Origin of the sequence: Edaphobacter sp. HDX4, assembly GCF_036877565.1 — a bacterium.
Taxonomy (GTDB): domain Bacteria; phylum Acidobacteriota; class Terriglobia; order Terriglobales; family Acidobacteriaceae; genus Edaphobacter.
Window position 1 is genome coordinate 19,822 of the sequence record NZ_JAEDXW010000001.1, and the last position, 21,600, is coordinate 41,421.

A 21,600-nucleotide genomic window follows, 5' to 3' on the forward strand; every position below is an offset into this window, starting at 1 on the left:
CTTTTCCCATGGGGAGGCGCGGCTCGGCCCGCCCTCCCGCATCCGTCTCAATAACGAAAAAAACAGCCGTGTCATCCTGAGCGAAGTCGAAGGATCTGCGGTCCAGCCTCTCTTCCAACACGCGATTGAATCTGTCCTCTGCACCGCCAGGCGCGCCATCGACCCCCATCACCGGGGTACTTTGAAGAGGTAAGGAAACCATCCCAAAATCAAAAAGGGCAGTCCTCACCACAAGGACTGCCCTCATCACCGGACCAGCACCACCCGGACCCGGTGATATCTCGTTGCGGTCGATCTAGATCGAGTTCATATTGTGCAGAAACTCCGAGTTGTTCCGCGTCTTCGCCAGCTTGTCCGTCAGAAGCTCCATCGCCTCCACCGGGCTCAGCGGGTTGAGAACCTTTCTCAGAATCCAGATGCGTTGCAGGTCTTCCTTCGGGATCAGCAGCTCTTCCTTACGAGTGCCCGAGCGCTGAATGTCAATTGCCGGGAACACCCGCTTGTCGACCAGCTTGCGATCGAGAATGACTTCCATGTTGCCCGTACCCTTGAACTCTTCGAAGATTACTTCGTCCATCCTCGATCCGGTATCTACCAGGGCCGTCGCGATGATGGTGAGCGAACCGCCCTCTTCGATATTGCGGGCCGCACCGAAGAACCGCTTCGGACGCTGCAACGCGTTCGAATCGACACCGCCCGACAGAACCTTGCCGCTCGGCGGAACGATCGTGTTGTACGCGCGGGCAAGTCGGGTGATCGAATCCAGCAGAATCACAACATCGCGCTTATGCTCGACCAGCCGCTTCGCCTTCTCGATCACCATCTCGGCAACTTGTACGTGACGCGCTGCCGGTTCGTCGAAGGTCGACGAGATCACCTCGCCCTTCACTGAACGCTGCATGTCCGTCACTTCTTCCGGACGCTCGTCGATCAGCAGAACGATCAGCACGATCTCAGGATGGTTGGAGGTGATCGAGTTCGCGATCGCCTGCAGCAGCATCGTCTTTCCGGTGCGCGGAGGCGCTACGATCAGGCCGCGCTGTCCCTTACCCACGGGAGTCAGCAGATCCATCACACGGCCCGAGATGTTGTCCCGAACCGTCTCCATCTTGACTCTCTCCTCGGCATAAAGCGGAGTGAGATTGTCGAACAGGATCTTGTTGCGGGTCTCCTCAGGAGACTCGAAGTTGATGGCCTCGATCTTTACCAGGGCGAAGTACTTCTCGCCTTCGTGCGGCGGTCGCACGTTGCCGCTGATCGTGTCACCGGTCTTCAGATCGAACTTGCGAATCTGGGAAGGAGAGACATAGATGTCGTCGGGACCGGGCAGATAGTTGTAATCAGGAGAACGAAGGAAGCCATATCCGTCAGGAAGAATCTCGAGGACGCCCTCTGCGAAGATGTGGCCTTCCTTTTCACTCTGAGCCTGAAGAATCTTGAAGATAAGGTCCTGCTTGCGGAGCCCGCTGGTGCCTGCGATATCCAGACCGCGTGCCAGTTTGCCCAGCTCGGCTATATTGTGTTCTTTCAACTCTGAAATTGTCATGCTTTTACCTTGAGATTCGATAGAAATCTAGGGAACTTGGGCGGGATATGCCTGAAAGGGAATCCTACGGAGAACCGGGAAGATCTGAATTTTATGGGATGGAATTGGGTAGTGCGGAAAGTGTTATGGGTGGATTGTGTCGTTGGAGCCCGAAGGCCGCGCGTTATGCCGCGCGGCGCTCCTGCAATTCTACCTTCTGAACAGGGGTTTCGCCCTCTCCCATCGGAATGGAGTCACGGAAACGGTCCAAAACTTCGTTTGTCGTGTCCTGCAGACGGGTGTTGGGCTTGTGAAGCTTCCGAGTAGCCTTCGATGCCAATTGGCAAAGCTCGTAGCGGTTCTTTACGTGAGTGAGGGCTCCAAAAACAAGATCCGAGCGCATCATCTTCTCCTTTAGTCAGTCAAGTTGCGGCACTCCCCGCAATCCAAGATTTCTCAAAATTTCGGTAGATTCGTTTGTTCCCGTCTACCACTTTCCGTTTAGACGCCAAATCCTGCAAAAGGATTCATACCATCGCCTAAATAACTCAATCTACAAAAGTTACACTTAAATCGACAGCAAACTACAAGAACTCCCGCGTAGCTCCAGAAGGAGCGACACGTCCTTTGAAACCCTGTTTTCTCCTGGTATCTTCAGCGGCTCAGCGCCTGGGTATGAAACAGAAGGAAGCAGAGGGGAACACCCGGTATTCCTGGCGCCCTGGTCGACCACGCCTGCTTATCCGGCGGAAACAGCATCGACCATTAGAAAAGTAAATCCTTCCAGGGTGGAGGTCAATACTTATTTTTGGAATTCCTTTTCCCGAAAATCCCATAAAACGGAACCGGCGCCCTATGAGCGCGCACCTTCTCCTCCCGGAGCCTCCCTCTCGCTCCTGTCAAGAGGTCCCATCTCATGAGATGAGGATAAGCCATTCATCTTTAGCGATTTAGCCCCTGCAAGGGATCGCCGATCTCACCCCTGCACCCCGGTAAAATTAAAGAAGGACTTCCAGGGGAAACACTCGAGCGCCTTCCCCGGACTCCGCACCGTCCTTCTCTGTGGTCCAGAGGTAAGATTCAGTGGTCCAAAGCTAAGTGCAATGCTTCCAAGATTTTGCGCAAATAAGTAGGGGGAGGGTCACGACCAGTAGCTGCGATCCAGGGTTCTATATTGGATCGCCTCTGCGATATGCCGGGTCCCCACGCTCTCCGCCGCGTCCAGGTCCGCAATCGTTCGAGCCACCTTCAGGATCCGGTCATGCGCTCTTGCACTCAGTCCCTGCTGCTGCATCGCGCGTTCCAGCAGACGCTCCGCATCGGATTCGAGCACACAGAAGCTTCGGATCTGCGGCGTGTTCATCTGGGCATTGGCGAAGACGCTGCGGCCTGCCCCTTTGCTCGAGCCCTTCGTCCGCTGCCCCGACTCCGCAAAGCGTTCATGTTGCCGGCGGCGCGCAGCCATAACCCGCTCGCGAATCTCCGCGGAGCCTTCGGCAGCCGCTCCTCCGCGTAGCTCCTTATACTCCACCGCCGGAACCTCTATATGGATGTCGATCCGATCCAGAAGAGGTCCGCTCACCTTCGACACATATCGCTGGATCATCGGAGGTGTGCACATGCAGTCTCGACGCTTGTCGTTGAAGTAGCCGCAAGGACAAGGATTCATCGCCGCCGCCAGCATGAAGCGGGCTGGAAAGCTCAGGCTCATCGCCGCGCGTGAGATCGTCACGGTTCCATCCTCGAGCGGCTGCCTCAGGACCTCCAGCACATTGCGCGGGAACTCAGGCAGCTCGTCGAGGAAGAGCAATCCATTGTGCGCCAGCGAAACCTCTCCCGGCCGCGGCACCATGCCTCCGCCGATCAGGCCGGCGTCCGAGATGGTGTGGTGCGGCGAACGAAAAGGCCTGTGCGCCACAAGTCCCTGCTCTCCATCCAGAACTCCGGCGACGGAGTGGATCTTCGTCGTCTCCAAAGCCTCCTCGAACTTCAGCGGAGACAGAATGGACGGCAGACGCTTCGCAAGCATGGTCTTGCCTGAGCCCGGCGGCCCGATCATGAGGATGTTATGTCCACCCGCCGCTGCAACCTCGAGCGCGCGCTTGGCGACATGCTGTCCGCGAACATCTTTGAAGTCAAACGGAAAGTGTTGTATCTCGTTCAAGAGCTCGGTCGCTCTACCTGCTAGAGGCGCGTGCGAGATCGTTCCAGTCGAGAAGGAGTTGAGCAACTCCCGTACCTCGATCAGGCTCTTCATGGGATAGACATCGACGCCCTCAACGACGGCAGCCTCGCGGGCGTTGCTTGCCGGAACAATGACGTTCCTGATCCCGTTCGAACGAGCTGCGACTGCGATCGGCAGGGCACCGGGAATGGCACGCAGCGAGCCGTCGAGTCCAAGTTCGCCGACCAGCAGAAAGTCATCGAGATCCTTGATCGCAAGCGCACCGTACGCTCCGAGGATTCCGATGGCGATCGGCAGATCGAAACCGGAGCCCTCTTTCTTCAAATCGGCAGGGGCAAGATTGATGGTGATCTTCGTCGGAGGAATTTCGAACCCGGAGTTCTTTATCGCGGAGCGCACGCGATCGCGGCTCTCACGAACTGCAGCATCAGGAAGGCCGACGGTGCTGAACTGCTCTTTATCGAGTTTGATCTGAGAGAAATCGACCTCGACGTCAATCAGATGAGCGTCGATTCCATAAACGGCAGCACTTCGGGCTTTGAAAAGCATCCTTGAGCCTGGTATGTCCTTGAGGCAGTTGAGTGTCCGGCGAGTATAGCACTGGCCGAATGAATCCTTGTTCCCACCGAAGTGGCAGATAGAGCTGCCACAAACAAAACCCATTTCAACTGATCTCATCGCAGACGCCTACAATATGGTCCGTGAACACTAGTCTGTTTGAGCTCTTCAAGATCGGGATCGGACCTTCGAGCTCGCACACAGTGGGACCCATGCGAGCGGCACTGCGCTTCGCCGAATCCCTCGATCAACAAGGGAAGCTGTCTGAGGTCGCGCGGGTCTCCGTCGATCTCTACGGCTCTCTTGCCCTGACGGGACATGGCCATGGGACAGACCGGGCGATCCTTCTAGGATTGATGGGCGAAGCTCCCGATACGGTGGATCCTTCCGTCATTGATGCCGAGCTGCTCGCCGTCCGCTCCACCGGAACGCTTTACCTGCTCGCTCGTGAGGCGATTCCGTTTACCGAGACGGAGCATCTGCTGTTTCATCGTGACCAGATGTATCCCGATCCTCAAGCGCCAACACATCCGAATGGAATGCGATTCACCGCCTTCTCCAGCGATGGAACCCTCATATCGGAGGAAGTAATCTACTCGGTCGGTGGAGGGTTCATACTCACGGCCGAGGAGTTGAAAGCTCAAAAAGATACGACGCAGGAGTCCACCCGGACGGTTCCCTTCCCTTTCAGCAGCGCAGCCGAACTACTTTCTTTGGCTCGGGAACATCATCTGACGATAGCCGACCTGTTGCTCGCCAACGAAGCTGCGTTGATCTCGGAGACTGCGATCCGCCATCCGCCAATCGAAGGAGACACATCGAGCATGAACCCGGAGGATCGGGTGAAGGCGGCAGTGATCACGCTCTGGAAGACCATGCAGGCCTGCACGGCCCGAGGGCTTGCGACAGAGGGCGTTCTTCCGGGTGGCCTGAACGTCCGGCGTCGGGCGCCGCGGTTAGCTCAACGACTTGAGGCCGGAGCAGCGAACGATCCCTTAGCTCCAATGGATTGGGTGACTGTATACGCAATGGCAGTCAACGAAGAGAACGCGGCGGGAGGTCGCGTGGTCACGGCACCGACCAATGGAGCGGCAGGCGTGATTCCGGCTATCGCAAATTACTATGTCCGCTTTGTCGAGGGCGCCAGCGATGAGGGAATCCTTCGCTATTTCCTGACTGCTGCAGCCATCGGCATTCTCTACAAAGAGAATGCAAGCATCTCGGGGGCTGAGGTGGGCTGCCAAGGCGAGGTCGGGGTTGCGTGTTCCATGGCTGCGGGTGGCTTGGTTGCTGCGCTTGGTGGAAGCAACGAGCAGGTAGAGCATGCTGCCGAGATCGCCATGGAACACAACCTCGGGATGACCTGTGATCCCATCGGCGGACTGGTGCAGATACCCTGCATCGAGCGAAATGGGATGGGAGCGGTTAAAGCCATCAACGCCGCCCGCATGGCAATGCATGAGACAGAAGGACACAAGCTGTCCCTCGACCAGGTCATTGCGACGATGTATCAAACGGGTCTGGATATGCAGTCTCGCTACAAGGAGACCTCGCTAGCAGGACTGGCCCTCAACATCATCGAATGCTGATGGGACTACACCGGCTCGAATCGGCCGAGGTTGATCCAATATCGGGTCTCAAGCTGCACCTCGCCGTCGGAAGCAAAACGCTCAAAAAAATCGCGCAGTGCTCTCTCAAAGAGCGGATAGTGCGGGTCTGCCCTCGAAGGGCTGTGCGAAAGTGACAGAGTCAGTCCCAGAAGATCCTGCCAATTCAGAGAGATCGTCTTCAGTATCTCCTGATGGTAGAAGTCCCGCGGCAGGTAGCTCTTCAGCTGCCCGTACACTTCATAGCCTGCATGTGTATCCGTATGGCTGGGAGAGAAATCGCGCAATATTTGCTCCAGTACCAGATTTTCTTCTCGCCCCTTTTCAGTTCGACCGAATGCAATGATTCCAACCCAACCATCGGGCTTGAGGATGCGCCGAAACTCGGCGAATGCCGCCTCCCGATCGAACCAGTGCATCGCTCTGCCGGCGGCGACGAGATCAACTGAAGATGAATTCACTCCAGTCGCTTCGGCGGTACCGTCAATCATGGTGAGGTTGAGATTTCCCTCATGTGCGATTCGGCACATCTGCCGCATCTCCGGATTGGGCTCGACCGCGAGGGTACGGTTGCCATTCGCGAGGAAGACGTCGCTAAGCATCCCGGTTCCTGCCCCAATATCGGCCACGAGCCAGTCCCGCGTCAGACCACAGACGGAACGAAGGATGGGCAGGAGGATCTCCGGCGAATACCTCTCGCGAAAACGGACGTAGTCGCCAACTTTGCCATCGAAGCGGCGAACGTTCTTCATCGATGCATTCTCCACCAACGAGTCGCAAGGGACAAATCAGCTTCGCTCGATGGCCATCGACACCGAGTTGCCGCCACCCAGGCAAAGTGCAGCAACTCCTCTCTTCGCATCGCGTCGGATAAGCTCATGGACCAGGGTTACAAGGATGCGCGCTCCGCTGGCACCGATTGGATGACCGATAGCGACGGCTCCTCCATTGACGTTGACCTTGTCGAGAGTCAGCCCTAGCTGACCGGTGACTCCGAGAGCCTGCACACTAAATGCTTCATTCAACTCGTAGAGATCCACGTCATCGCGTTGCCAGCCTGCCTTGTCGAGGACCTTGCGAACGCCGCTCACAGGAGCCATCATCACCCAGCGCGGCTCAACCCCGCTGACCGCCTGAGCGCGAATCGTTGCCATTGGCTGCAGGCCGAGTTCGTCTGCCTTATCCGAAGACATGATGACGAGCGCAGCAGCGGCGTCGTTGATACCGGGCGCATTGCCGGCCGTCACCGTTCCACCTTCTTTGAAGGCTGGCTTCAATGCTGCAAGCGTCTCAGCCGACGCATCCTCGCGGATGGTCTCGTCACGGCGTATCACTGCGGGTTCGACTCCCTTTTTCTTTGCCGGAACCGAGACGGGTACGACTTCAGCGTCGAAGCGTCCCTCCCGCCATGCCTGAGCCGCGCGTTGATGCGATTGAAGAGCAAAGGCATCCTGCTGCTGGCGAGTGATGGCGTACGTTTCTGCTACCAACTCACCCGTCATACCCATGTGCTGATCGTCACAGGCACACCACAAACCATCGCGGATCATGGAGTCGACCACGGTGGCGTCTCCCATTCGGAGCCCCTTACGCGCGGTGGGAAGGAGATAGGGTGCATTGGACATGGACTCCATGCCACCGGCGACGATGATCTCCGCATCTCCTGCGAGGATGTTCTGTGCTCCCAGTGCGACAGCCCGCAAGCCACTGCCGCAGACCATGTTTATGGTGAGGGCAGAGGTCGAGCCTGGGAGACCGCCGCGAAGCGCTGCCTGTCGCGCCGGATTCTGCCCGAGGCCTGCCGGAAGAACACAGCCCATAATGCATTCATCCACGGTCACTGCGTCGATGCCCGCTCTGTGAACGGATTCGCGAATCGCAATTGCTCCAAGCTCCACTGCAGACATCTCTGCAAACGCTCCTTGAAACTTCCCTACGGGAGTACGAACTGCAGCGACGATCACAACTTCTTTCATGGCTCACCTCAACGACACGGACGAAGCGACAGTATAGGACTTGATCGTACCGAACAGCTTTTTCATGGCTCACGTGAGGACACATCCCCGAATTCTTCAGCGCCTCGTCGTGACTTTCGGGAAGGCGATCCCCAAAAAAAATTCCAGAACTTATCGATTTCTCTTGACAGTGAATTTTCGTAAATCTATACCTTCGTTAGCTGCAATGAAGTGTGTTGCAGAGTCAATGTCTAATCACTAGGGAGAATAGGCAAATGGCAACGAAGAAGGCAGCAAAAAAAGCACCGGCCAAGAAGGCAACCAAGAAGGCCGCAAAAAAGAAATAACACTCAACAGGCAAACAAACGGGGGACGCTAAAAGCGTCCCCCGTTTTCGTGTTTCAAGACAGAAACTAAGGCGTGGCGCTCTTGCCCTTCGGCGTTGAGAGATAGCCCGAGACCTTATTCTTTTCGATCGAGTTCACAACCAGCTCATAGAGTGCGGGATCCTTCCCGCTATAGAACTGAACGGGTTCGTCGAGATTCTTATCCTTCTTCTCGATGATGCGATCGTCAGCACTTACGTTGAGGGTATAGCGTGAGTGCTTCTGGTCGGCCTTCTTCAATTGCAGCTTGATGCTCGACAGCAGCGTAGGCTGCTGGCCCTTCTGCAGCGTGAACTCATAGTAGTTTCGATCGCCCTTGTGCCTCAGAATTTCGAGTTCGTCGTGATTCTTGGCGATCAGTCCGCTCATGACCCCAGCGTCTCCAACCACGCGGGTCAACTGAGTCTTGGTCGCCTCAAGATCGGTTCTGGTTGCGGCGACGTCTGTCTTCACTCCTCCGACGTCTGTCTTGACGCTGGAGACCTCACTGGAGACGGCGCCAATCTGCTTCTGTGTTGCGGCCTGGGCCTCTTCGATCTTGGCCTGGGCAAGCTTCTGCTGTTCCAAGATGCTCTGAGCCCTTCGCTCGATCTGCTTCTGCGTCATTCCGACGCTTTGCCCCAGGGTCTCGCTGGTGGCGCGCAGCCGTGCATTCGTTGCTTCAATCTTCTGATTGAGCTCCGCATTCCTCTGGTCGGCCAGAGCGAGCTTCCGTCCGGCGGTGCCGAGATCCTTCTGCAGGGTGTAGCACCAGATCAAACCGCCAAGCGCAGCTAACAAAGCAACCGCCACAACTGCAAGCAATGCTCCAGAGACCGACCGCTCCTCTACGAACTCTTCCGCCATCGTATTCTCCTTCCGAACGCAAATCGTTGAACGCTTCTCTAACGTTGTCCAGCTCCGCATGCGTGCGGGCAAGATGGAACAGATACAAAGAGACTATATATCGTCTTCGATTTCCCGAAGCCATAGACTAGATCCATGGTTTCGCCTGATATTTGCATCGTCGGAGCAGGCATCATGGGCCTCTCGCTCGCGCTTGAACTTCGGAGCCGTGGAGCCAACGTGGTTGTCCTGGAGCAGGGTGCTCCGCTTGCCGAGGCTTCGGTGGCAGCGGCGGGCATGCTCGCCGCCTCCGATCCGGAGAATCCTTTGGAACTCCGCACCCTCTCCGCCCTTAGCCGCAGCCTGTATCGCGGGTACCTCGATCGAATCTTCGATCTATCCGGGATCCTTGTTCCTTTTCAGACGAGCACGGCTTTACAGGAGATCCATCTGTCTCACCTGGAAGCGGCCCGAGATCTTACTCTCCTGGCTCCCGAGACATTGTCGCTGCTGTTGCCTCAACTCAACACCAGGGATCACCGTTTTATCCTGCTCGACGAGCAGAGTCTGGATCCACGGGAACTGGCCCGGGCGCTACTGGCGGCAGTTCAATCAGCGAAGATCGAGGTTCGCCCCCAGAGCCAGGTCCGACTGGAGCTGAGCGAATCTTCTAACTACGAAGTTCACACGGGATCAGAGGTCCTGCGGCCATCTCGCGTCGTGGACTGCACAGGAGCCTGGGGTCTCACCGATCTTCAGCCGGGACACGTCCGAACCGTTCCTCGAAAAGGCCAGATGCTTTCCGTAAAGCTGCCCGCCATCATGCCGCTGCATGTCGTCGTTCGAACTCCCACCATCTATGTAGTTCCGAGAACAACCGGGCCGGCGGCAGGACGGGCGGTGATTGGGGCAACAGTTGAAGATGCGGGTTTTGACAAGACCGTGTATTCCAATGACATCGCTCGGCTTCGCGCGGAAGCCGCTGAACTGCTGCCGGATCTTGCCGATGCTCCCGAGATAGAGCGCTGGGCGGGGTTACGGCCAGGGACGAGTGATGGACTCCCGCTGCTCGGCCATGTACGTGACAATTTATTCATTGCGGCAGGTCACTACCGAAATGGCATTCTTCTTGCACCGGCTACAGGGTTGGTGATGGCTCAAATTCTTGCAGGAGAGCAGCCTGAGGTGGACCTGGATCCCTTTTCCCCCTTGCGGAAGATGTAGATGAAAGATCGCACAGATATTACGATATTCGCCCGGCGTCCGTGACAATCGTTTCTCGGCTGCGCTATAACCAGATGTAATTTAGTTTTGTGGGGGAGAAGTTTCATTATGTCCACTGCCGCTGCACCTAAGGGCCTGGAAGGCATCGTAGCCACCAACTCATCTATCTGCTGGATTGATGGAGACGCTGGGGTGCTGTCGTACCGTGGCATCGATATCCACGAACTCGCGCAGCACTCGACGTTTGAAGAGACGGCTTACCTGCTTTGGTTTGGAAAGCTGCCCAATGCGGCTGAGCTGGCTGATTTCTCTAAAAAGCTGAGCGAAGCCCGCAAACTCGATCCCAAGATTATCGACCTGCTGCGGAGTGTCCCGACGGCGGCGACTCCCATGCAGGTACTTCGTACCGCCGTCTCGCTGCTGAGCATCTACGATGCGGACGAGGCTGATAATTCTCACGATGCGAATGTCCGCAAATCATATCGGTTGACCGCACAGATAGCGATGATCGTCGCGATCTTCGATCGTATCCGCAAAGGCAAAAACATCGTCGAGGCTGACCCCTCTCTCTCCCATGCAGCGAACTTCCTGTGGATGTTGAACGGGGAGAAGCCGTCGGAGACGGCAGTTCGCACCTTCGATATCGCATTGATTCTGCATGCGGATCACGAGTTGAACGCCAGCACGTTCGCAGCGCGCGTCATTGCGGCGACGCTCGCCGACATCCATTCGGCAATCACCGGAGCCATCGGTGCTCTGAAGGGACCGCTGCACGGTGGAGCGAACGAGGCGACGATGCGTCTGCTCTACGCGATTGATAAGGAAGGGGCAGACCCCGTCGAATATGTCCGCCAGATGTTTGCCGATAAGAAGAAGATCTCCGGCTTCGGCCACCGGGTCTATCACACCGAAGACCCTCGGGCCACTCACCTGCGTCGCATGTCGGAAGAGCTGAGCCGGACCGCTGGCAACATGAAGTGGTTTGAGATGTCCCGAAAGATCGAGCAGTTCGTAAAGCAGGAGAAGAAGTTAAACGCCAACGTCGACTTCTACTCAGCTTCCACCTACACCCTGCTCGGCATCGACATTGACCTCTTCACGCCGATCTTTGCCGTCAGCCGCATCGCTGGCTGGGCTGCGCATGTAATCGAACAGCATGACGACAACCGCCTTATCCGCCCTCGTGCGGAGTACGTAGGGCCGGCTTATCCGACAAAATACACGCCGCTTGAAAACCGGTAACCGTGGCAGTTTGTGATCGCGAAACAAAGAAGCGCGCTAGATCGGCGCGCTTCTTTATGTTCTAAACGAAGTTATTTCTTGTCACTGGCTGGAGGAACGATACCGTTCATCCGCAGGTACTCCGCCAGTTGGCCGTAGTGATCGAAGCCGTGGGCGATGACACCCGCTGCCACAGTCGCCCGGGTATCGTTGCCACGAACACTTTCGAATGCATTTTGGGTTGTCAGGGTTCCCATCGCCTGGTGAACGAAAGCAAACGATTTTTCCAGCGCGGCGACGATCTGATCTTTATCTGTAAGGCTGCCGATGGCTTTTACATCGACATCGGGCTTCTCGCCGCTCAGCCTTCCACCATAAAAGTAATTCGCCTGAGCGACGTGAGCGACCATCTGGCCGAAGTTGCGTACGCCTTGGTTATTGGGGGAGAGGTAATCCGTCTTCTGGCTCTCAGCAAAGATGGCTGCACTGGGGGCGAAGCTGTACTTCTCCGCAGGCATTGCCTTCGCCAGCCCCATGAACTGGCCCTCGAAGGCGGTAAGTGCGCTGTCAAAGGACTTTGACGGTTCCACCATTGTTCCTGCTCCAGATTTTGGAGCCATGGCACCGGGCTGCTGTGCCTGTCCCGCCACGGCACAACATACGGACAAAGCGGCTATCACCATGATTCGCTTGCACATCACTTTTTCTCCCTTTGACTCGTATGCGTCAGATCCGCAGAGGTCGCGCTCAGGCTATCAGAACGTAGCCGTCGAGCCTACGACCTTCATCCCTAAAGACGGTGCAATTCTTCTGCACAGGCTAAAATGAATCTATGCAGCGTATTTACATGGACGCAAATGCTACGACGCCTCTCCTTCCAGAGGTTTTTGAGGCGATGCGTCCCTTTTACCTTGAGCACTATGGCAACGCCAGTTCCATTCATCAGCAGGGACAACAGGCACGCTCTGCCGTGGATCGCGCAAGGGAGCACGTAGCCGGCCTGCTGCATTGCCGGCCTGCAGAGGTGGTATTTACGTCGGGCGGCACAGAGAGCGACAACCTCGCTCTGTTCGGGGTACTCGCTAAAGGCGATCACCTTATCACCACAGCGATTGAGCATCACGCGGTACTCCATGCGGCACAGTCGCTGGAAGCCCGGGGCATCGAAGTTACCATTCTGCCTGTAACACCAGCGGGAATCGTTGAGCCGACCGAACTATTGGCTGCTCTGCGGCCCAATACGCGTCTGGTCAGCGTGATGTATGCCAACAACGAGACCGGCGTCATTCAGCCTATCGATGCGCTTGCAGGTATTGCACATGCTGGAGGCGCCTTATTCCACACGGACGCCGTACAGGCGGCAGGCAAGCTTCCACTGGATGTCAGCCCCCATGGATTCCTGAAGGATGTCGACCTGCTCACCCTTTCAGGGCACAAGATCCATGCCCCTAAGGGAGTTGGCGCTCTTTACGTCCGCCGCAGCGTTCAGCTCTCGCCAATGTTTCATGGCGGCTCACACGAGCGCCAGCGTCGGGCCGGAACAGAGAATGTGCCCGGGATCGTTGGGCTGGGCAAAGCAGCCGAAGTTGCAACAGCGTGGTTGAAGAACGACGGTCCTGCCAGCCTTGCATGTCTGCGAGATCGCCTGGAGCAAGGGATTCTTTCGCTTATTGAGGAGACTGGGGTCAACGGAGCAGGAGTTTCGCGCGTAGGCAACACCACTAACATCTACTTCGACCACGTGGAAGCCGAAGCTCTTCTGATCGCGCTTGATCTAAAGGGACTCTCTGTCAGTGGCGGGAGTGCGTGTCAGTCCGGAGCCAGTGAACCCTCGCATGTTCTTATCGCCATGGGACTCTCTGCAGCGCGTTCCCGCGCCAGTATCCGCTTCTCGCTGTCTAAACTGACGACACAGGCAGAGATTGATCAGGCTCTGCAACTGGTTCCCGCTGCCGTCGCGCATCTTCGGGAGCTTTCTCCGGCTTATAACAAGAAGACCCTTGCAGTAACGGTTTAGCCACAAATCCAGGCCCAGTCAAGTATCGTCACTTTCCTGTGGAGGCACCTCCATGCAGAAGACGAACCTGGAATCAGGGAGATGGATTATCTGTGTCTTCCTGCTGCTGTTCCTGCAGTTCAACGCATACGCCTATGCCCAGTCGGGTTTCGATGATGACCGGGTTATGCTGCAGGGTTTTTACTATGAGTCCTACCGCTTTGGCCATCCCGCGAAGTTCCCCGGGTATGGAACGAAGCTCTGGTATGACATCGTCAGAGATGACGCCGACGCGATTGCAGCGGCAAACTTCGACCTGGTATGGATGCCACCACCATCCTATGCCGGCGAGTTTAGCGTCGGCTATAACCCCAAGCAATACTTCGTTCTGGATAACAGCTATGGCACCCGCAAGCAGCAACAGGCGACTCTCACAGCCTTGCTGCGGGACGGAGTGGAACCCGTGGCTGATATCGTCATCAACCATCGTGACGGGCTGAATGGTTGGGCAGATTTCAAAGATCCACAATGGGGAACATGGTCCATCTGCTCCGACGATGAGGCCTTCTCCAATGCCATCTCCGGAATTGCGAACACACCTGTGGAGCAACGAGGCAAGTGCGAGGAGAGAGTCGCATATCGTCCTGACGGCACCTACCCGTATCCCTCATTTCGAGATATAGCGCACACAGATATCCGTGTACGGCGAGATATCGTGCGATATCTGCTCGCTCTACAGGCACTTGGATACAGAGGCTGGCGCTACGACATGGTGCACGGCTATAGCGCGCAGTGGATCGCTCTCTACGACGGTATTACTAAACCCACCTTCTCCGTAGGTGAATACGATTGGACTCAACAGGCAGAGCAACGAGGCTGGGTATGGGCGACCGCCACCAACGACTCTCCAACCGGCCAGGATCATCTGAAGAGCTCAAGTGATGTCTTCGATTTCGAGACCCAGTTCTCCTTGAAATCGATTGTGAGCGGTGCCTACACACAGCTCTATGGCTTTGGTGGCGGCATCGGCCTGGTAGGTGACACAACTGACGGCATGCCCTGGAAGCAACGTGCCGTTACTTTCGTCGAAAATCACGACACCGGATATCGCACCAATGATGACGGAACAGCCCAGACAGATCATCAGGCTGACTCGTTTGCCAACAACTGGCAGGTAGAACAGGCTTATGCCTACGTGCTGACGCATCCCGGAGTTCCATGCGTCTACTGGAAGCATTATTTCGACTGGGGCTCAGATCTACAAAGCAAGATCAAGGCGCTGATCAATGCTCGCAAGGTTGCCGGAATTACGTCAGGGAGCAGAGTGGAGATGCAGGAGAACGCACGCGATCAGGGCCTCTACGCTGCTCGCGTACATGGAAGCCACGGTGATCTGTACGTGAGAATCGGTGGTGACGACAATCAGTGGACACCCGGCAGCTCGGGTTATGCCAACTATCGGAACTATGCCAACGGAGCGGGCTGGTCGGTGTGGGTCGGCCTGCCAGGGAATCCTGCGGTCATGCAGGCCGCGCACCACGCCCCATTCCCCATACCGAAATACAAGAAAGCGAGCAGCCAGAAGGCTCCGTTCTGATCAGAGATACCAGGGAATATTCACCACCACGATTCTCTGATTCCCTTTTACTAATAACAACAACTTGAGCAGCTGCACGCGCTGATTATGGAGAGCATTCTCCCACCAGTGGCGCACGACCAGCTCCGGAAGCAGTACGGCGATCTTTCGTCCAGGATTGCTGTGCTCGAGTTCGATGATGTAATCCATCAGCGGATTGATGATGAAGCGGTAGCTCGAGGGAATCGTTACCAGCTCCGGAATCCGCAAACCTTCTTTCTTGATGGGACCAATGATCTTTTCGTCCCATTCCTCCTCAAGGCCCATCGGCTCGTCATCGGAATGAACGTGGACTACCTTGAGATCTTTCGACATCACCATGCCGAAACGCAGCGCTTTCTCGGCAATCCGGTCCCAACGGGCCATTGGAATCACGACCACGGGCTCCTGAAGATTGCTCAGGTTCAGCGGGGTCATATCCTTCATCTCGCGCTTGACGCGACTATAGTGCCGCCTCACTACCATCATGATGCCGATCAGGACCGGCACCAGGAGAGCCGTCACCCACGCACCCGCCATAAATTTCGCAACCAGAACCACCACCAGCGTGATCCCGGTTGCGACGGCACCGAAACCGTTGACGAACATGTGCCACACACGTCCGGGATGCTTTTCTGCTCTGAGCCAGTGAACCACCATTCCAGCCTGCGACAGAGTAAAGGCCAGAAACGCTCCAATGGCATACAGAGGAATGAGACGATCAGTCACACCGCCAAAGAGAATGAGGATGACAGCAGTAAATCCCGTCAGCGCATAGATGCCATGGGAGTACAGCAGCCGCCTTCCTCGCAGCGTAAAGACATGCGGCAGGTAGTCATGCATCGCGATGGCACGTGCCAGCCGCGGGAAATCGGCGAAGGCGGTGTTGGCGCTCAAGGACAGGGCCAGAAGAACGCTGCCCATCGTGGCGTAGTAAAACCAACCGCGGCCGAAGACGGCCGTCGTTAGAATGCTCAAAACGCTCTGATAGTTATGCGCCTCCGGCTCCATCGCAGTGATTCCATAAGCTTTCGAAAGCCATGTGATTCCGAAGAGGAGCACGATCAACGTGCCGACGATGATCGAGAGTGTCAACCTCGCCTTCTTGGCGCGAGGCTCCTCGAAGGCCATGACGCCGTTCGACACGGCTTCGACACCGGTCATCGCAGCGCAACCGCTGGCAAAGGTCTTCATCAGCAGCCACACGCCCAGGTACTTCACCGTCATCACTGCTGGAGGAGGAATCACAACGCGAGGAACAGGATGTCCTCCGCTGGCGTACACGTCGAAGGCTCCCGCTACAATCACCGCCAGCAGTGATCCGACAAAGAAGAATGTCGGCAGGATGAACGCAGCGCCTGTATCCTTCACGCCTCGCAGATTTACCACAGCAAGGATGACCAGGATTACCAGACAGATGGATAACCTGTGGTGATGCAGCTCAGGAACTGCCGAGGTAAGCGCTGTGACGCCGGCGGAGATACCGACCGCAGCCGTCAGGATGTAGTCGATCATCAGGGCTGCAGCAGCGAGAAGTCCCGCCATCTCCCCCAGATTCTCCGTGGCGACCGTGTAGGATCCACCCCCGCCCGGATAGGCTTCAATTGTCTGTCGGTAGCTGAAAAATACGATTACCAGCAGGATGAGAATCGCTGAGATAACCGGGACAATATGGTTGAGCCCCGCGATCCCCATTGGGATCAGAAGCGTCATCGCCGCTTCAGGTCCATAGGCTGCGCTGGTAAGAGCGTCGAGCCCAAAGATCGGAATACCCGCTGCAACCCCTATATGCTCGGCACGCTCGTCACTCGAGGCAAGCGGCCGTCCAAAAAGAACATCCGTAAAAGACATGGCCGTATTCGATACTAACTTGGTCAGTCAAGCGGACGATCAACTTTTCTTACCGAGATACACTGGATACCATGACAAATCTCTCGGGTATCCCTGTCCAGCGCATCACCGGTGAACCGGCATCGCTCTCGGAGTATCAAGGAAAAGTTCTGCTCGTCGTCAATGTCGCGTCTCATTGCGGCCTTACTCCGCAGTACGAGGCGCTCGAAAAGCTCTACTCCCGCTTCAAGGATGCTGGATTCGTCGTATGCGGCTTCCCCGCCAATGATTTTGGAGCCCAGGAACCGGGCAGCAACGAAGACATCGCTTCCTTTTGCAGAACAAACTATTCGGTAGATTTTCCGATGTTCTCAAAGATTGCGGTGACCGGCCCCGATGCCCATCCGCTGTATCAGGCTTTAATCCAGGCGCAGCCTCAGGCCAGCGGAGAGAGCCGTTCCGGTTTTCGCGAGCGCCTGAACGGTTTTCTGCACGACAAACATAACGGTGCAACGACGAATCCTGAGCCCGGCATACTCTGGAACTTCGAGAAATTCCTTGTGGATCGCAGAGGAAATGTCGTGGCGCGGTTTTCTCCGGAGATTGCTCCCGACGATCCCCGGATCACCGCTGCGATCGAATCAGCACTGGCATCCTAGAAAGATTGCCGGCGTCTGAGACCGATCCCGCTTCGTCTTCGCTATATCCACCTGTAACTCTCGCGACTCTAAAGGATCTCTGCGCTCATGTCCATTCGCCATACCGTTCTTCCTTTGACTCTGCTGGCCGCAATCTCTGGGATGGCTCAGACCGCTCCCATTCAGATAACCGCTGACCTGTCGGAGGCTCCGCGCAAGGTCTATCATGCTGAGATCGATATCCCGGTACATGCAGGCGAGGTATCGCTCACCACTCCAGAGTGGATTCCTGGGAATCACCGTCCCACCGGTCCTGTGAGCGACATCACGGGGGTTGTTTTTACAGCCAACGGAAAGACGCTGCACTGGCGAAGAGACGATCAGGATTTGTATCAGTTCCACGTCACCGTGCCTGAGGGAATCACCATGCTTCACGCTCACCTGGACTGCATCGTCACAGCGCGAGTGAGCCAGAAGCTGGCGGTGCTGGAGTGGGAGAAGCTTCTGCTCTACCCAGCGAATACTCCAGTCAAAGACATTCCCATTCAACCCTCGGTCACGGTTCCGAAGGGATGGGGTATAGGCACCGCCCTCACTCCCACCGACCGCTACGATCCACAACATCCAACAGGTGGAACGACTCATTACGCTGCGACAAATGTCGAACAGCTTGAAGACTCTCCTGTCATTACCGGGGAGTACTTCCACGAGTTTCCGCTCGCGCCCGAGATCACGCCCAAGCACTACATCGACGTTGTATCGGATCAGGCAGATGACTCGAAGCTTCGTCCCGAACTGCTGGCCGAGCTGAACAATCTGGTTCGGGAGACGGGTGCCGCTTACAACTCCCGTCACTATAACGTCTATCATTTCCTGCTCACGCTCTCCGACGTGGCCGGCGGAGAAGGGCTGGAGCATGGACAGTCTTCCGATAACGGCGTTGGCGAAAAGGGTTTTTCAGACAAGGCGCACCAATTGGCAGAAGCGGATCTGCTGGCGCATGAATTTACCCACTCGTGGAATGGCAAATATCGGCGTCCTTACAACCTCTACCAGGACACCTTCGCCAAGATGCAGCAAGGCTCGATGCTCTGGGTGTATGAGGGTCTGACGCAATACCTGGGCAACGTGCTGGCCGCCCGCTCCGGCCTCAAATCGCAGGCTGAGTATCGTGATCTTCTGGCCATGTCGGCTGCAAATCTGGAATATAAGCCTGGGCGTCAATGGCGGCCTACTGAAGATACCGCCATTGCGGCGAGTGTCCTCCGGGGAGGCAATCCAGCATGGTCCAACTGGCGCCGAGGCCAGGACTACTACCAGGAGGGAGAACTCTTCTGGCTGGACGCAGATACTCTCATCCGCAAGCAGACAAACAACAAGAAATCGCTGACAGACTTTCTGCACATCTTTTTGGCTAAGGGCGGAAACACCGGCCCGTTGATCGTCCCTTATAACCGAGACGAACTCGTCTCTGACCTCAAGCAGGTTGTTCCCTATGACTGGGCGAAGTTTATCCACGAGCGCATTGACGACATCAATCCACACGCTGATCTGGCCGGCATTGAACGTGGCGGCTACAAGCTTACGTTCACCGACAAGCCCAATAGCTCGGAACGTACGATGGTAACCGCAGGAGGCAGACGCACCAGCGGAATCAACGTCTGGTATTCTCTGGGGCTTCGGCTGACGGCGGAAGGCGTCATCGCAGACGTGCGTTGGGGCGGTCCAGCGGATAAGGCGAATCTTGCTCCCGGTCAGAAGATCCTTGCCGTGAACGGCAATGTCTTCTCTGCAGATGCTTTGAAGAACGCAGTCGATGGCGCGAAAGGTAATTCAGAACCGATTCATGTCATCCTGCAGGCGGACACGTTCGTCTCAACTGCCGGTATCGACTACCACGATGGCGAGCGTTACCCGGTGTTGCAACGGGTCGATCGAACTCCAGCTTATCTAGATGACATCACGACCCCTCTTACCAAGCCAGAGAAGGTCTCGAAATAGACGGGCCAGCGATATAAAGCCTGTACTAGCGTTCCGGTTGAAGCTCCAGGGTCAGCACCTGGAATGGCTTGAGAGCAAAACGGTGCGGTGTGCCTTCCGCGAGAGAGAACGTCGGCTGCGCTGCGTCTTCTCTCCACGGACTACGTGCATGGAATCGCCGTGCAGCCCCGACTGGAAGTTCGAGGACCGACCCTATGTCCAGCGCTAGATCCTGAGGCTTGTCCGATGGGTTGCGGAGCACAAGGATACTCTTCTCTTTCGACCACGAAGCCCAGCCATATACCTGCAACCATTCGGGATCGCCACCTACCCAGTGGGTATCCTTCAGGACATCCGCATTGTCGCGCGACCACCGCGCCGCCTCGGCAAGCACATCCCAGTTCTTCTTTGAGAGAAGTTCGGGGGTGAGATACATCTCCTGCAGCTGTGTTCCAGTGCCAAAGTAGGAGCGAACTTCGTCGGCGAAATCATCTCCCGGATCATCGTTCAGCCGTTTGTCGTAGCGTGCATAGATAATGCCGTGCAACATCAGAGAATTCAGAGGAAACAAGGGACCTCTTGCGACCACCCTCTCATAGGTCTGCGCGTCGCGATAGGTAATCCAGCGCTCACGTTTTGTTCCTACACCAGCCAGAGCATCATCTTCTCCGCCGCGCCAGATTGAGTCCGCATAACGCAGCCAGAAGGGCGAGGCGGTCGTTCCGGTAGTCAGGTTGATGTAGATATCAGGCTTAGCTTCACGCAGTTCGCCGATCAGGTGGATCATCGCATCGAAGTCACTGTCGAAACGGCTCCCAGGGACGACGTGATTGACATTCCCGGTGCCGTCGAATTTGAACTGGTTGACCCCCTGCTCGCGAATCATCTTCAGACATACGTCTCGAAAACGCTGATAGTACTTCGATCCGGAGAGCGCGAAACCGCCACCAACAATCTCAAATCCCTGGGCTTCTCCGAACTTTATGCGCTCCTGCTTCGGCTTCGAATACCCACCCCAGGGAGACATCCACACGCCAGGTGCGAACTCATACTTTGAAGCAGCCTCCCGGATGGGAACAAAGCCATCAGGGAATCCTTTGTTGAAACTCCAAAGCGAAGCGTGATCATCCCATCCATCGTCAAAGAGGAACGAATCCATCTTGACCCCACGCTTCACGTGGAGTTCCTCCCCAAAGGTATGGACACGACCAAGAGCCATCGTTTGATCGTATGGCGTGAAATATCCCATGTCGTACCACGAGTTGTAGTGCAGGAAAGTACGGTAGGGATGGGCTCTTTCTCTCTCAAGATAGGTCAGGAAGTCCCGCCGAAGCTGCGTCGGCTGAACCACACCGATAACCGACGAATACGTGATCGATTGATCCTTGAGCAAAGGAAGGGTTCTCTCCAGTTCGGCGATCCCCTCGCCACGCACGACACGGCTCTCGGAAAGAGGATGCTCGAACCCGAGAAAGAAATCCTCCACAGCAAGCGGCGAGCCATTCACCGTACCTACAACACGCAAGGAAGTGAGCGCCGCTGGGGTGGGTCTGACATCAACCAGACGCACGCGGCGCATTGCGAGATCCTGCTTCGGAGCCTGCAAGGTAAATACCTCACGGATGTACGTCGATCCGTCGCGCAGTTCCAGAGTCCACCGAACCCGCAGGCCTGTCTGCTCATCCTCGAGGACCGCATGGATTTCTCTACCAGCGAAATGTTCCGATTGGCGCGATGCGGAGGGATCTGGCTTCAGATCTTCGGCCACAGGGCGCTCTACGATGTGCATCTGATCTCCGCGCACGATGGAGCCATCTGCAAACAGAACGCTGAGAGGTCCCTCCATCTGCAGCGTGCGATTCTTTCGAAGATCCTTCACTTCAACATGCAATCCCTGTTCGCTCGCACTACAACGAGCTGCAATCACACGATTGCCGAGTACCAAGTTACCGGCTGCGCCTTCAATCTGTGCTTTCCCGCCATCCTGAGTCTGCGCTGATAGACAACTTCCCACCACCAGGACCAACAATCCCGCAGTACCACCCCGCATTCGGC

The 21,600-nt window shown here is 56.4% G+C and carries 16 protein-coding genes; 7 read left to right on the forward strand and 9 right to left on the reverse strand.

Annotation, left to right across the window (positions count from 1 at the left end; genetic code table 11):
* Positions 1 to 295: 295 nt before the first annotated feature.
* The 3 genes from rho to JAO29_RS00125 all read right to left on the reverse strand — a co-directional run bounded on the left by rho (position 296) and on the right by JAO29_RS00125 (position 4,259).
* Entirely contained in the window at positions 296 to 1,546 is a 1,251-nt protein-coding gene (gene rho / locus JAO29_RS00115; protein ID WP_334266135.1) for a transcription termination factor Rho, read from the reverse strand.
* A gap of 163 nt (positions 1,547 to 1,709) precedes the next feature.
* Positions 1,710 to 1,928 (reverse strand): DNA-directed RNA polymerase subunit omega, encoded by a 219-nt coding sequence (locus JAO29_RS00120; RefSeq protein ID WP_334266597.1) that lies wholly within the window; start codon positions 1,926 to 1,928, stop codon positions 1,710 to 1,712.
* A gap of 738 nt (positions 1,929 to 2,666) precedes the next feature.
* On the reverse strand, positions 2,667 to 4,259 hold the full coding sequence (locus JAO29_RS00125; protein WP_334266136.1) for a YifB family Mg chelatase-like AAA ATPase: 1,593 nt from the start codon (positions 4,257 to 4,259) through the stop codon (positions 2,667 to 2,669).
* Positions 4,260 to 4,411: 152 nt separating this feature from the next.
* Here JAO29_RS00125 and JAO29_RS00130 point away from each other — a divergent pair, with 152 nt between their 5' ends.
* A complete protein-coding gene (locus JAO29_RS00130; RefSeq protein ID WP_334266137.1) occupies positions 4,412 to 5,857 on the forward strand; it encodes an L-serine ammonia-lyase in 1,446 nt (481 codons plus the stop codon).
* A gap of 5 nt (positions 5,858 to 5,862) precedes the next feature.
* Here JAO29_RS00130 and JAO29_RS00135 read toward each other — a convergent pair whose 3' ends face one another.
* From JAO29_RS00135 to JAO29_RS00145, 3 genes are all read right to left on the reverse strand, one after another.
* A complete protein-coding gene (locus JAO29_RS00135; RefSeq protein ID WP_334266138.1) occupies positions 5,863 to 6,627 on the reverse strand; it encodes a class I SAM-dependent methyltransferase in 765 nt (254 codons plus the stop codon).
* 36 nt (positions 6,628 to 6,663) lie between these two features.
* The gene (locus JAO29_RS00140) at positions 6,664 to 7,851 is read right to left on the reverse strand and encodes an acetyl-CoA C-acetyltransferase (RefSeq protein WP_334266139.1); all 1,188 of its coding nucleotides are present in this window, start codon (positions 7,849 to 7,851) and stop codon (positions 6,664 to 6,666) included.
* Between the two features lie 392 nt (positions 7,852 to 8,243).
* The gene (locus JAO29_RS00145) at positions 8,244 to 9,062 is read right to left on the reverse strand and encodes a hypothetical protein (protein ID WP_334266140.1); all 819 of its coding nucleotides are present in this window, start codon (positions 9,060 to 9,062) and stop codon (positions 8,244 to 8,246) included.
* 135 nt (positions 9,063 to 9,197) lie between these two features.
* On the opposite strand from JAO29_RS00145, the gene JAO29_RS00150 reads away from it, so the two are divergent.
* Together JAO29_RS00150 and JAO29_RS00155 are read left to right on the forward strand one after the other, a co-directional pair.
* Positions 9,198 to 10,265 (forward strand): NAD(P)/FAD-dependent oxidoreductase, encoded by a 1,068-nt coding sequence (locus JAO29_RS00150; protein WP_334266141.1) that lies wholly within the window; start codon positions 9,198 to 9,200, stop codon positions 10,263 to 10,265.
* Between the two features lie 108 nt (positions 10,266 to 10,373).
* Complete coding sequence (locus JAO29_RS00155; protein ID WP_334266142.1) at positions 10,374 to 11,507, forward strand: citrate synthase; 1,134 nt, start codon at positions 10,374 to 10,376, stop codon at positions 11,505 to 11,507.
* A 71-nt stretch (positions 11,508 to 11,578) separates the two neighbouring features.
* Here the strand turns inward: JAO29_RS00155 and JAO29_RS00160 are convergent, their stop codons facing one another.
* The gene (locus JAO29_RS00160; protein WP_334266143.1) at positions 11,579 to 12,184 is read right to left on the reverse strand and encodes a DinB family protein; all 606 of its coding nucleotides are present in this window, start codon (positions 12,182 to 12,184) and stop codon (positions 11,579 to 11,581) included.
* Between the two features lie 134 nt (positions 12,185 to 12,318).
* On the opposite strand from JAO29_RS00160, the gene JAO29_RS00165 reads away from it, so the two are divergent.
* Together JAO29_RS00165 and JAO29_RS00170 are read left to right on the forward strand one after the other, a co-directional pair.
* Positions 12,319 to 13,503: a cysteine desulfurase family protein gene (locus JAO29_RS00165; protein WP_334266144.1), complete on the forward strand. Its 1,185-nt coding sequence runs from the start codon at positions 12,319 to 12,321 to the stop codon at positions 13,501 to 13,503.
* Positions 13,504 to 13,555: 52 nt separating this feature from the next.
* The gene (locus tag JAO29_RS00170; RefSeq protein WP_334266145.1) at positions 13,556 to 15,079 is read left to right on the forward strand and encodes an alpha-amylase C-terminal beta-sheet domain-containing protein; all 1,524 of its coding nucleotides are present in this window, start codon (positions 13,556 to 13,558) and stop codon (positions 15,077 to 15,079) included.
* Here the strand turns inward: JAO29_RS00170 and JAO29_RS00175 are convergent, their stop codons facing one another.
* Positions 15,080 to 16,948 (reverse strand): APC family permease, encoded by a 1,869-nt coding sequence (locus JAO29_RS00175; RefSeq protein ID WP_334266146.1) that lies wholly within the window; start codon positions 16,946 to 16,948, stop codon positions 15,080 to 15,082. It lies immediately after the preceding gene.
* Positions 16,949 to 17,019: 71 nt separating this feature from the next.
* Between JAO29_RS00175 and JAO29_RS00180 the strand changes: the two genes are divergently transcribed.
* A complete protein-coding gene (locus tag JAO29_RS00180; RefSeq protein WP_334266147.1) occupies positions 17,020 to 17,586 on the forward strand; it encodes a glutathione peroxidase in 567 nt (188 codons plus the stop codon).
* A gap of 87 nt (positions 17,587 to 17,673) precedes the next feature.
* The gene (locus JAO29_RS00185; protein WP_334266148.1) at positions 17,674 to 19,566 is read left to right on the forward strand and encodes a M61 family metallopeptidase; all 1,893 of its coding nucleotides are present in this window, start codon (positions 17,674 to 17,676) and stop codon (positions 19,564 to 19,566) included.
* Between the two features lie 25 nt (positions 19,567 to 19,591).
* Here JAO29_RS00185 and JAO29_RS00190 read toward each other — a convergent pair whose 3' ends face one another.
* The gene (locus JAO29_RS00190) at positions 19,592 to 21,595 is read right to left on the reverse strand and encodes an enterotoxin (RefSeq protein WP_334266149.1); all 2,004 of its coding nucleotides are present in this window, start codon (positions 21,593 to 21,595) and stop codon (positions 19,592 to 19,594) included.
* Positions 21,596 to 21,600: the final 5 nt, after the last annotated feature.